We start from the raw sequence: 12500 nt of genomic DNA, 5'->3' as shown, positions 1-12500 counted from the left end.
AGGTAACACTCATGACTTTCATCACTACTCCTCGCCGTCTCGCCCAAGCAATCACCCTGGCTGCCGGCATGAGCGTCCTGTCCCTGTCCGCCTTCGCCGGTGGCGACGCCGCGCTGTACGGCCCCACCGCACCCAAGGGCTCGACCTTCGTGCGCCTGTACAACGCCAGCAACAGTGAAGTCAGCGCCACGGTGGGCAGCACCAACGTCAACGACGTCGCGCCTCTGGCCAGCAGCGACTTCAGCTTCATGCCCGGCGGCGACTACACCGCCAAGGTGGGCAGCCAGAGCGTGCCGGTGAAACTGGCCGCCGATCACTATTACACCCTGGTCAACAACGCCAGCGGCCAGCCGCAACTGATCGAAGAACCGCCGTTCAAGAACAAGCAGAAATCCCTGGTGCGGGTGCAGAACCTCAGCGACCAGGCCCTGACCCTGAAGACCGCCGACGGCAAGACCGACGTGGTCAAGGCGGTGGCCGCCAAAGGTCGCGGCGAGCGCGAAATCAACCCGGTGAAGGTCAGCTTCGCCCTGTACGACGGCGATAAAAAAGTCAGCGACCTCAAGCCCGTGGCCCTGGAGCGCGGCGAAGCGGCGGTGCTCTACGTCACCGGCAACGGCAGCAACCTGTCGCCGGTGTGGGTGAAACGCCCCGTCTCGACCCGCTAACGAATTTCCGGACGGCCGCCGCTCCCCCTGTGTAGGAGCTGGCTTGCCAGCGAAGGCGTCCTCAAGCCCGACACAAGGCTAACAGGCCCCTTCGCCGGCAAGCCGGCTCCTGCAGGGGGCGAGCAAGGGCATCCGGGCACGCCACAAAAACAAGAGTGAAACGACAGAACACAGTAGCTCTAACCCATACGATGTTTGAAGGAGTAACAACATGATTCCGGTGATCTTGTCAGGTGGTAGCGGCTCACGTCTTTGGCCGCTTTCGCGCAAGCAATTCCCCAAGCAATTCCTCGCCCTGACCGGCGAACACACGCTGTTCCAGCAAACCCTGGAGCGCCTGGTGTTCGAAGGCATGGACACCCCGATCGTGGTCTGCAACAAGGACCACCGCTTCATCGTCAACGAGCAACTGGCAGCCCGTAAGCTCGAATCCCAGCGCATCCTCATGGAGCCCTTCGGCCGCAACACCGCCCCGGCCGTGGCCCTGACCGCGATGATGCTGGTCAACGAAGGCCGTGACGAACTGATGCTGGTGCTGCCCGCCGACCACGTCCTGGACGACCAGAAAGCCCTGCAACGGGCCCTGGCCCTGGCCACCGTGGCCGCCGAGCGGGGCGAAATGGTGCTGTTCGGCGTGCCGGCGACCAAACCGGAAACCGGCTACGGCTACATCAAGTCCAGCAACGATGCGCTGCTGCCGGAGGGCATCAGCCGGGTCGCGCAGTTCGTCGAGAAGCCCGACGAAAAACGCGCCAACGAATTCGTCCAGGCCGGCGGCTACTTCTGGAACAGCGGCATGTTCCTGTTCCGCGCCAGCCGCTTCCTCGAAGAGCTGAAGAAACACGACCCGGACATCTACGACACCTGCCTGCTGACCCTGGAACGCAGCCAGCAGGACGCGGACACCGTGACCATCGACGAAGCCACCTTCGCCTGCTGCCCGGACAACTCCATCGACTACGCGGTGATGGAAAAGACCCAACGCGCCTGCGTGGTGCCACTGAGCGCCGGCTGGAGCGATGTCGGCTGCTGGTCGTCGCTGTGGGACGTGCATGAAAAGGACGCCAACGGCAACGTCAGCAAAGGCGATGTGGTGATCCAGGACAGCCACAACTGCATGATCCACGGCAACGGCAAGCTGGTGTCGGTGATCGGCCTGGAAAACATCGTCGTCGTCGAAACCAAGGACGCCATGATGATTGCCCACAAGGACAAGGTCCAAGGGGTGAAACAGATGGTCAACACCCTCAACGAACAGGGCCGCAGCGAAACCCAGAACCACTGCGAGGTCTACCGCCCGTGGGGCTCCTACGACTCGGTGGACATGGGCGGGCGCTTCCAGGTCAAGCACATCTCGGTCAAGCCGGGGGCCTGCCTGTCGCTGCAGATGCACCACCACCGCGCCGAACACTGGATCGTGGTCAGCGGCACCGCCGAAGTCACCTGTGACGAGAACGTGTTCCTGCTCACCGAGAACCAATCCACCTACATCCCGATTGCCTCGGTGCACCGCCTGCGCAACCCGGGCAAGATCCCGCTGGAGATCATTGAAGTGCAATCGGGCAGTTATTTGGGCGAGGACGATATCGAGCGGTTTGAGGATATCTATGGCCGTTCGACGCCGGTGGAGCGTGGTGTTTCGGTGAAGACCATCGCTCAGTAACAGCGGCAAGTAGAAGCAGCCGTAAGCTTCAAGCGGCAAGCTGCAAGTAAAAGCAGGGAGCCGTACTAGCAAGACCTTTGTGCTCCCCCTTTCCAGGTGCCGGCGTCCCCTATCCGCAGGCGCTTGGACAGGGGGATTTTTGTAGCCGCTGCCGCAGGCTGCGAAAAGGGCCGAAGGACCTTCAGCGATCTCAAGCCCCCTGCGCCCGCTGCGCGGTCGTTCGCAGCCTGCGGCAGCGGCTACAAGAAACAGCGATCAGTAGAGGCAGCCGTAAGCTTCAAGCGGCAAGCTGCAGGTAAAAGCAGGGAGCCGTGCTAGCAAGACCTTTGTGCTCCCCCTGTCCAGGTGCCTGCGTCCCCTATCCGCAGGCGCTTGGACAGGGGGATTTTTGTAGCCGCTGCCGCAGGCTGCGAAAAGGGCCGAAGGACCTTCAGCGATCTCAAGCCCCTTGCGCCCGCTGCGCGGTCGTTCGCAGCCTGCGGCAGCGGCTACAAGAAGCAGCGATCAGTAGAGGCAGCCGTAAGCTTCAAGCGGCAAGCTGCAAGTAAAAGCAGGGAGCCATGCTAGCAAGACCTTTGTGCTCCCCCTGTCCAGGTGCCGGCGTCCCCTATCCGCAGGCACTTGGACAGGGGGATTTTTTTAGAAGCAGTAGCAAGGGGCAAGCTTTAAGCGACAAGCCAGATCAACAGCCATCTGTGGATACAAAAGGTCGTTTAAGGCTACACATCTCGGGTTGACCACCCTCTCACTGCTCCCTATCCTCGCGCCTGTCACGACTCATTCGTGATCGAGGTTGACGGCTCGGTTGTTTTCTCAGGAACGCAGTTTTCCAGCACTGTTTTTTTGGAGCACACCATGACCGACCGTATCGCACTAACCAGCAACGAATCCTCCACTCCGACCCTGTTTATCGACACCCGCGCGCCTTTGGACGAACTGCATGCCAGCGCCGCCTACCGCATCCTCGCGGTGACTCAACTGATGGAAAGCATCGTGCACATGGACAGCCGCCACGCCGATGCCACCGACCTGACACAGATCGCCCACGCCAGCGCCATTCTGTTGCGCGATGGTTGTGATCTGCTGGATGTGTTGGGTCGGCGGATTCGTGGCAGTCAGTACCTGAACTAAAACGCCCCGTGATCGTTCCCCTTCAAACGCGGGGGGAACGATCAGCACGCCTATCCCCCTCCCCTTCATCTAGAACCCACTTCATCGATCACTGCCGTACCCATCTTCGCCAGAAGATGCGCAGCCCTGTTGTGGGTGGCTGCCGTGCGCGGATTGGTCGACCGGAGATACAGGAACCCGGCAGGGACGAAGCCCTTCCACGCACAGCTGCCATTGCACGAATGCGCAGGCGCACAACCCGCCTGCAATAGCGAAATGGGGCGCTGCTGCAGCTGCATCAAGACGGGTTACCAAACGGAGGGGTGGCAGCTGCGTGCAGGTTGGTAAACCGGAGATACAGGAACCCGGCAGGGACGAGCCCTCCCACGCACAGCTGCCATTGAACGGAAATGCGGGCGCAAAAAAACACCGGCATGAGTGAAATGGGGCACTGTTGGCCTGTATCAAAACGAATTACCAAGCCCAGTCGCTGAAGGGCTGCGACGCACAAAGGCTAGTTACAGGTTCAATACGGAGCAACGACAAAGGCGTCACGGTTTATGTCCAAACCACCAACGCTGGGAACACTCCAGCCATTGGCAATCTGAAACTCCCCGCCCCCGCTTCGCGGTTGTTCGCAGCCTGCGGCAGTGTCTACAAAAAGCGCGTAACACGCGCTTTGGCTCTTGCTCTTGCTCTGCCTGCCCCTTCAGGAGGCCGAGTGCAGGCATTGCGTAGGCGAGGGACCGGATGCGGGGGCAGGAGGCCTTTGGTTACTTTGGGCCTTTTCCAAAGTGACCCGCTGTAAGAGCGGAACCCCAAGCCGCCGTAACCGCAGCAACGGATATGTCCCCCCACCAGCCAAAGACCGTCTTTGCCGACATGTCTCGCTCATAAGTGGCCAAAGAAAAAAACATAACGCAGTGTCCGGGATTAGTTGACCGCTACAGCCTGGAATGGACAGAGGGCCCCCCGGGAGCATGCCAACCACCCGCTCGGGCGGGCACCAGAGTGGACCACATGATGTCCACTATTGGCATAAATCCGCTTTAACGGACCGTCTGTTGTCCCTAACGCCCCCATCAAAACCAGACCTGTGGATAACGTCACAACAGCCCTCCTCCATCGCCAACCCCACCTACGCTTAGGTAGGATGTCCCCCTCCTTTTCCCCGAGGCTCGCGTCATGTTCATCGGCGTTCTGCTGGTCGTCACCTGGCTGATCCTGCTTCTGCGCTATCCCGCCAAGGCCCTTCCCGTGTCCCTGGCCGCTGCGTTCGGCCTGGCCCTGGTGGCTTGCTGGGTGGTCTGGCTGGACAACCGCGAAGCCCAGCAACTGGCGCGCCTGGAGCTGCGCCTGAGCTACGCGCCGGACCACTGCCCCGCCGACCGGCCGCTGCAGGTCAAGCTCAACAACGGCAACAAGGTGCCCCTGGTGGAACTGCGCTGGCGGGTCGCCGCCTATGCCCCGGGGGATACCGTCAACCTCGCCGACAACCAGTACAGCGCCCCGCGCTACCGTGGCCCCGGCGAGTTGCAGGCCGGCGCCAACTGGCAGGACTGCCTGCCGCTGCCGCCCCTGCGCCCCGGCTATCGCCCGCAAACCCTGGAGTTTCGCGCCGAGCGTCTACAGGGTAGTTTCTCAGACTGATTCACCCCTCCCCTCACCCAGCACAAGGACCGCGCCATGCCCGTAGCGTTGATCACCGGTTGTTCCAGCGGCATCGGCCGCGCCCTGGCAGACACCTTCAAGAACGCCGGTTTCACCGTGCTCGCCACCGCTCGCAAGGCCGAGGACGTGAACACTTTGCAAGACGCCGGTTTCAAGGCCGTGCAACTGGACGTGAATGACGCCCCGGCCCTAAGCGCCCTGGGCGAGGAGATCAACCAGCAATACGGCGGCCTGGATGTGCTGATCAACAACGCCGGCTACGGCGCCATGGGCCCGCTACTGGATGGCGGCGTGCAAGCCATGCAGCGCCAGTTCGAAACCAATGTGTTCTCGGTGGTCGGGGTGACCCGGGCGATGTTCCCGGTGCTGCGCCGCAGCCGTGGCCTGGTGGTGAATATCGGCAGTGTGTCCGGGGTGCTGGTGACGCCGTTTGCCGGCGCCTACTGCGCCTCGAAGGCCGCGGTGCATGCCTTGAGCGACGCCCTGCGCATGGAGCTGTCGCCGTTCGGCATCCGGGTCATGGAAGTGCAGCCCGGGGCCATTGCCTCCAGTTTCGCCAAGAACGCCGGGCATGAAGCCGAACAGCTGCTCAACGAACAATCGCCCTGGTGGCCCCTGCGCGAGGGCATCCGCGCCCGGGCCAAGGCCTCCCAGGACAAGCCGACCCCGGCCAGCGAATTTGCCGCCGGCTTGCTCAAGGCCGTGCAGCAGGACAACCCGCCGCGCCTGGTGCGCCTGGGCAATGGCAGCCGCGCCCTGCCGCTGCTGGCCAACCTGCTGCCCAAGGGTTTGCTGGAGAAGGGACTGATGAAGCGGTTTGGCTTGAACGCCAAGCTCTGAGCATCCCACGCAGGGCATCCGTTGCATGACACCGTTGTATGCCGCGCCGATGCCCATAAAATGCCCGCACTCAAACTCCAGGGAAGCGGCACCTCAGGCACGCAACGGCTGCACCCCGCCCCTGCTCATGCCCTCTGGCGTCCTGCCTTTTACGATTGAACCTCAGGGACTTTCCATTGATATCTCGCAGCCTGCTGCCCTTGACCATCCTCACTCTGCTACTGGGCTGCAATGCCTCGTCACCGGACGAAAAACTCAATGCCACCCTGCCGGACCTAAGCCTGGAACAGATCCTGCCCAAGGTCGAGGCCAACCCGTACTGCTCACCGGAGATGGACAGCGAACGGCTGGTCGGCCTCGGCATCCGACTGATCGATGAGGACGAGGTGCGGCATGGCGCAAGCCGTACCCTGCTGGCAAGCCAGGCCATACAGATGGCCCGCGCCTGCCTGATCATGGCCGCCCCCCGCAACACCATGAGCCTGTGCATCCTGGGCGGGATTGTCGGCTCCCGGCAGAAGGACTATGACAAAAGCGAAGCCTTCAACTACATCGCCTACGCCGCCCAGCACAATGAATCCTGCGCGGAAGCGGGCCTGTACCACATCTATAACGTCGGCAAGCTGGACCAGCCCCCGAACAAGGCATTGGCCATGGCCTGGCTGGAACGCGCCGCTCGGCACGGCGACCAGGACTCGCAACAGGAGATGGTGCGCCGCAACGAACAGGACAATTTGCCGCTGGCCTACGCCTGGGCGCGAACCCTGGATGACGCCCAAACGCTCGCAGCGCTGAAACGCAAGATGAGCCCTCAGCAGTTGGCCGAAGGCGAGCAGCATTACACCCGGTTGCTCGGTCAACTCACGCCTAAACAGGAGATTGAGCAGGCGCTGCGCCAGGACCTCATCGCCCTGGGCACAGGGGATCTGTACTTCAGCTACCCGGAAGTATTCGCGGGCATGTCGCCTGAGCAACGGCATACGTTCGTCGCCCAGTTGGTGGACATGCAGGACCGCCACCCGAAGTTCCACACCCGCGGCCAACTGGTGGCCTACGCCTTGATTTCCCGCCTGGTGCAAAGCACAGGCCCGGCCGTGGACCTGTGGCAAGACCCGGCGCTGCAGGCCGTGCTGGAGGACGATGACCTGAGCGTGGAAGACAGCGTAGCCAAGGCCAAAATCATTCTGGCCAAGCGCAAGTCATAACGGGAGCGGCGGCGCTATCGCTGTTGAAGCCGTCGCCGAGGTGTCATCCGCTCAAGGCCTCAGGGCCCCTTGCCGCGGTCAACCAGATGCCGCGGTTTGGGTTGTACGCCCTCTCAAACCCCGTAGAATGCGCGACCTTGAGCCCTTAGGGCTCATGCAGCATGGAATCGCTGGCGTCGACCCCCAAGCACGGAATGGCTAACGCTCCACCCTCTCCCGTCCTGTCCCAGCCTGATTTCATGCGCGCCTTTTCATTCGCCGATCAGGGAATACCCATTGAAATTGTTCAACGCGCTGCCAATGGCCTTGGCTGTCTTGCTGGCGGCCTGCGCCTCCACGGCTCCGGAAAACACCGAACCGAAAGTCCCCGAACTGAATGACACCCTGCCCAAGCTGACGCTGGACAGTGTCTTGCCCAAGGTCAGCGCCAACGAGTACTGCAACCCGGCCATGGAGGCCGATCTGCTGTACGGCATCGGTTACAAGCTGAACGAGATCGAGGACTACAAGAACGCCAAGGGCTGCTTCGCCATGGCCGCGCCGCACTACACCCGGGCCTTCTGCTTCCTGTCCACCACCACTGACCAGGAAACCGACAAGCCCAAGGCCGAGCGCGACCGCGAGTCCTTCAACTACATCGCCTACTCCGCCTCGCAGAACGACTGGTGCGCCGAGTACGGCATGTACGCCACCTACTGGTTCGGCGACAAGGACATCCCCAAGGACCGGGACCTGGCCCTGCGCTGGCTGGAGCGTTCGGCGCTGCACGGCAACCCGGAGCCGCAGCAGAACCTGGCCGACGCCGCCGAAGAGTCCGGCGATCTGGTGAAGGCCTACGCCTGGCTGAAGGTTGTCGACAACACCGAAGACACCAGCCAGCTGGATGCCCTGAAAGGCAAGATGAGCCCGGAGCAACTGGCCGAAGGCGAACAGCGCTTTGCCGACCTCAAGAAGCGCGTGACCAGCAAACAGGTGATGTACGACGAAGCACGAGATGAGGAGGTAGCGATTTTCTCCGCCGAGATCCACTTTGATCTCCCCGACCTGTTCCAGGGCATGACCACGGCCGAGCGCCAGGCCTTTGTCAAAGCGGCCATCGCCAAGGCCCAGGACAGCGGCCAGTTCAAGCTGCATTACGCGGTAACCCAGTACGTCATCGTCTCGCGGCTGGCCCAGCAGCGTTACCCCGGTGTCGACGTGCTGCAGAACCCGAAGCTGGTGGCCGCGATCAACCACGTCAACGACGGCTTGGAAGCCACGGCGAAGAAATCCCTGGCGATCATGCAGAAAACCTACAAATAACCGCCCCCCGTAGGAGCCGGCTTGCCGGCGAAGGGGCCCGCAAGAAATGCAGCGCCTGGGCCGGCGCCTTCGCTGGCAAGCCAGCGCCTACAGCAGTCAGGTGCACCGTGCAGCTCCCCGTAGGAGCCGGCTTGCCGGCGAAAGGGCCCGCAAGCCTTGCAGCGCCTGGGCCGACGCCTTCGCTGGCAAGCCAGCTCCTACAGCCGTCAGGTGCACCGCGCAGCTTCCCCGTAGGAGCCGGCTTGCCGGCGAAGGGGCCCGCAAGCCTTGCACCGCCTGGGCCGACGCCTTCGCTGGCAAGCCAGCGCCTACAGCCGTCAGGTGCACCGCGCAGTTCCCCGTAGGAGCCGGCTTGCCGGCGAAAGGGCCCGCGAGCCTTGCAGCGCCTGGGCCGACGCCTTCGCTGGCAAGCCAGCTCCTACAGCAGTCAGGTGCACCGCGCAGTTCCCCGTAGGAGCCGGCTTGCCGGCGAAGGGGCCCGCAAGCCTTGCAGCGCCTGGGCCGACGCTTTCGCTGGCAAGCCAGCGCCTACAGCAGTCAGGTGCACCGCGCAGTTCCCCGTAGGAGCCGGCTTGCCGGCGAAGGGGCCCGCGAGCCTTGCAGCGCCTGTGACGACGCCTTCGCTGGCAAGCCAGCGCCTACAGCAATCAGGTGCACCGCGCAGTTCCCCGTAGGAGCCGGTTTGCCGGCGAAGGGGCCCGCAAGCCTTGCACCGCCTGTGACGACGCTTTCGCTGGCAAGCCAGCTCCTACAACCGCCGGCGGCTACAGAGGCTCGGGGTTGACGATGACGGTGCAGGTGATGCCGGCGGCCAGCAGCACGCCGTCCGGCACTTCGTCGATGTGGATGCGCACCGGCACGCGCTGGGCCAGGCGCACCCAGTTGAAGGTCGGGTTGACGTCGGCGATCAGTTCGCGGCTTTCCGGGTTGTCGCGGTCGTAGATGCCGCGGGAAATGCTTTCCACATGCCCCTTGAGCACTTCACCACTCATCAGTTGCATGTCCGCTTTATCCCCCACGCGCACGTGGGGCAGCTTGGTTTCCTCGAAGAAGCCGTAGACCCAGAACGAGTTCATGTCGACCACCGCCATCTTCGCTTCGCCAATGCGCGCGTAGTCGCCGCGGTGCACGTTGAGGTTGGTGACGTAGCCGTCCACCGCCGCCCGTACCTGGGTACGTTTGAGGTTCAGCTCCGCCGCTTCCAGCTGGGCCTGGGCGTGCTGGTAATCGGCCAGGGCCGAGTCGGCGATGTTGCCGGCGTCGTCGCGGTTTTCCTTGGAGATCACCAGGTTGTCCATGTCGGCGCGGCGCTTGGCGTTGACCTTGCGCATCTCCCAGGTGGCCTTTTTCGACGCCACCAGCGATTGCGCCTGCTTGACCGCGATCTGGTAGTGCTCGGGGTCGATCTGCATCAGCAGATCGCCCTTGTGCACCAGCTGGTTGTCCTTGACCGGCACGTCCACCACTTCACCGGTGACGTCGGCGGCGACGTTGATGATGTCCGCGCGCACCCGGCCGTCACGGGTCCAGGGGGTGTACATGTAGTGCTCCCACAGGGTGCGGCCGATCCACAGGGCCAGGGCCAGCACGAGCAGGGTGGCGAGCAGGCTGAAAAACTTTTTCATTGGGCGAATCTCAACGGTAGACAGTGAGCGCCATGGCGCCGAACAGACAGCAGAACAGGCTCAGGCGCAGCAGCGCCGGGTGCCAGAAGAAGCGATACAGGTCATAGCCGGAAATGAACCGGTCCAGGGCCCAGGCCAGGGCCGCGGCGATGAAGAACATCAGGGTCATGGTGGGCATGTAAACGCCGTGGAAGGCGATTTCACGAGGCATGGTCAAGTCCTTGGGGTGCAGGCGCCGTTGGCTTGGCCACGGCATAGGCCGCCAGCGGCGATTGCGGGTCGAGCAGTGAAGTGCGGATGAAGTGCAGGTAGCTCTTGACCCGGCGCAGGGCCGAGGTGTCGAAGTGCGGGGCAAAGGGCTCGTCGGTGGCCTGGACCCGGCTGATGGCGTGGTCCACGGCGATCAGCCCGCGTTCCAGGTTGCTCTGGCTCGGTTGCAGGAACAGCCGCACCAATGAGCGGCCCATGACCCGGATCGCCTGGCGCCACGGCTGGGATTCGGCATAGGCCGGGTGCACCGGGAGGATCGCCTGCTCCTTGCGCAGCTCGATGATGGCGTGGCCGACTTCCAGCACCACGAACATCCAGCGCAGCAGCTCGCTCTGCACCTTGGGCTGGCCCACCGCCAGGCCATAGGCCTGGTGCAGCAGGTCGCGGGTGCGGCTTTCGAAGCTCGACGCCAGGCCCTTGAGCTTGCCGCTGATGGCGTACACCACCTGGCCGCGCAGGTCCTGCTCCAGGCGCCGCCACAGCCAGCGGCTGTTGGGCGGCAGGATGATCGCCCCGGCCGCGGCGCAGACCAGCATGCCCATGACCATGGCGATGTAGTCGTTGATGAAGGTGTAGGGGTTGTAGACCGTCAGGTTGTCCGGCACCGAGCCGGTGCTGAAGAAGATCAGCAGCCCCAGGCCGACCCCGGCGTACTTGGGCCGCGAGGCGAGGAATGAGCCGAGCACGATCACCGGCGCCAGCATCAGGCACAGCAGCGGGAAGCCGTCGATCCAGGGGAACACGAAGAACATTTCGACGAAGCCCACCAGGGCGCCGATAAAGGTCCCGCAGGCCATCTGGAAGGCCATGCGCTTGGGGTTCGGCGTGGCGGCGGACAGGCCGATGGTGGCGGCGGCGATCAGGGTCATGGTGGCGCCGCTGGGCCAGGCGGTGGCCACCCAGTAACTGCCCAGCACCAGCAGCACGAAGGCCGCGCGAATGCCCGAAGCGGCACTGGCCAGCCAGTTGGTCTGCGGGGTGTAGGGCTCGTCCCAGCGCTCGCGTTCGTGGCTGTGATCGGCCAGGGACGCGTGGGTCTGGGCGTAGCTGTGCATCTCGTCGACGAAGCGGTACAGCAGCTCGTAGGCGGTGTGGAAATCCAACTGCTCGGCGTCGCTCGGGCCGCTCTCCTGGAAGGCCGCGCGCAGGCTGCGCACCCGCGCCGGCAGCTCGCTCTTGTAGGCCGCCAGGGCCGTGGCCAGGCGCGCCGCGTCGGGGCTGGTGAGGGCCCGACCGGAGAAACCGTCCAGCAGTTCCGCCAGGTCCTGCAGGCCCGGCTTGATCGCCGCCACCACATGGTCGGCGCCGCTGCTGCGCAGGCGTTCGAGCAACTGGTGCAGGGCGTTGAAGCGCGTGGTGATGCCCATGAACTCGCTGTTCAGGCGGCTCAGGCGGCCGTTGCGCCGACGCATGTGCGGGTCTTCGAACACGGTGACGCTGCGCAGCCCTTCCAGGCCCACGGCCTCGGCAATGAAACGCACGTTGCTGCTTTCAAAACTGTCGCGCTGGCTGCGCCCGCGCAGGCCGTCGGTGACGAACAGGGCGAACACCCCGAAGCGCTGGTACAGGGCGTTGCGCATCGCAGCGCTGGCGGTCTGCGGCAGGATCGCGGCGCTGACCAGGGTCGAGCAGAGAATCCCCAGGGAGATCTCCAGCACCCGCCACACCGCCGCCATGAAGGCGCCTTCCGGATGGGCCAGGGCCGGCAGGCCGACCATGGCCGCGGTGTAGCCGGCGAGGACGAAACCGTAGGCGCGGAAGTTGCGGCAGCGCGCGGCACCGGCCGAGCAGATGCCGACCCAGATCGCCAGCGAGCCGAGGAACAGCTCGGTGTTCTGGGCGAACAGGGCGATCAGCGCCACCATCACCGCCGAGCCGGTCAGGGTGCCAAGAAAGCGGTAGAAGCTCTTGGCGAACACCTGGCCGCTCTGCGGCTGCATGACGATGAACACGGTGATCATCGCCGTGCGCGGTTGCGGCAACTCCAGGCGCATGGCCAGCCACAGGGTGAGGAACGCGGCGGCCAGCACCTTGAAGATGTAGACCCAGGTCACGCCGTCGCTGCGTGCCCAGTCGAAGAAACCCCGGCGCCATTCAAGGGAGTACAGCCAGCGCAAAGGGGCGGGCAAGGAAGTCATGGGAGCCT

10 protein-coding genes are annotated in these 12500 nt (G+C 63.9%); 7 read left to right on the top strand and 3 right to left on the bottom strand.

Annotated elements, in window-relative coordinates:
* Window positions 1-11 precede the first annotated feature (11 nt).
* From POS17_RS05085 to POS17_RS05055, 7 genes are all read left to right on the top strand, one after another.
* Window positions 12-668 carry an alginate O-acetyltransferase AlgF gene (locus POS17_RS05085; protein WP_047301872.1) on the top strand — a complete coding sequence of 219 codons (657 nt, stop codon included), beginning with the start codon at window positions 12-14 and terminating at the stop codon, window positions 666-668.
* A gap of 211 nt (window positions 669-879) precedes the next feature.
* A complete protein-coding gene (locus POS17_RS05080) occupies window positions 880-2331 on the top strand; it encodes a mannose-1-phosphate guanylyltransferase/mannose-6-phosphate isomerase (RefSeq protein WP_060837627.1) in 1452 nt (483 codons plus the stop codon).
* Between the two features lie 855 nt (window positions 2332-3186).
* A complete protein-coding gene (locus tag POS17_RS05075; RefSeq protein WP_015634231.1) occupies window positions 3187-3462 on the top strand; it encodes a hypothetical protein in 276 nt (91 codons plus the stop codon).
* Between the two features lie 1164 nt (window positions 3463-4626).
* Window positions 4627-5091 carry a hypothetical protein gene (locus POS17_RS05070; RefSeq protein WP_060837626.1) on the top strand — a complete coding sequence of 155 codons (465 nt, stop codon included), beginning with the start codon at window positions 4627-4629 and terminating at the stop codon, window positions 5089-5091.
* A 36-nt stretch (window positions 5092-5127) separates the two neighbouring features.
* Window positions 5128-5952, top strand: a complete 825-nt coding sequence (locus POS17_RS05065; RefSeq protein ID WP_060837625.1) for an SDR family oxidoreductase — start codon at window positions 5128-5130, stop codon at window positions 5950-5952.
* Between the two features lie 176 nt (window positions 5953-6128).
* Entirely contained in the window at window positions 6129-7157 is a 1029-nt protein-coding gene (locus POS17_RS05060; protein ID WP_231979005.1) for a sel1 repeat family protein, read from the top strand.
* Window positions 7158-7433: 276 nt separating this feature from the next.
* Complete coding sequence (locus POS17_RS05055; RefSeq protein WP_231979004.1) at window positions 7434-8459, top strand: sel1 repeat family protein; 1026 nt, start codon at window positions 7434-7436, stop codon at window positions 8457-8459.
* Between the two features lie 764 nt (window positions 8460-9223).
* Here the strand turns inward: POS17_RS05055 and POS17_RS05050 are convergent.
* Genes POS17_RS05050 through POS17_RS05040 form a run of 3 tightly spaced genes read right to left on the bottom strand, consistent with a single transcriptional unit; the run spans window position 9224 to window position 12492 of the window.
* Window positions 9224-10084: an efflux RND transporter periplasmic adaptor subunit gene (locus POS17_RS05050; RefSeq protein WP_060837623.1), complete on the bottom strand. Its 861-nt coding sequence runs from the start codon at window positions 10082-10084 to the stop codon at window positions 9224-9226.
* Between the two features lie 10 nt (window positions 10085-10094).
* Entirely contained in the window at window positions 10095-10295 is a 201-nt protein-coding gene (locus tag POS17_RS05045; protein ID WP_007930063.1) for a DUF1656 domain-containing protein, read from the bottom strand.
* On the bottom strand, window positions 10285-12492 hold the full coding sequence (locus POS17_RS05040) for an FUSC family protein (protein ID WP_060837622.1): 2208 nt from the start codon (window positions 12490-12492) through the stop codon (window positions 10285-10287). The genes POS17_RS05045 and POS17_RS05040 overlap by 11 nt, the downstream gene beginning before the upstream one ends.
* Window positions 12493-12500: the final 8 nt, after the last annotated feature.

The sequence above is a fragment of the Pseudomonas sp. Os17 genome (genome assembly GCF_001547895.1).
Classification (GTDB): Bacteria; Pseudomonadota; Gammaproteobacteria; order Pseudomonadales; family Pseudomonadaceae; genus Aquipseudomonas.
Note: the sequence above shows the minus strand (reverse complement) of the source record. Positions and strands in the feature narration are given on the sequence as shown.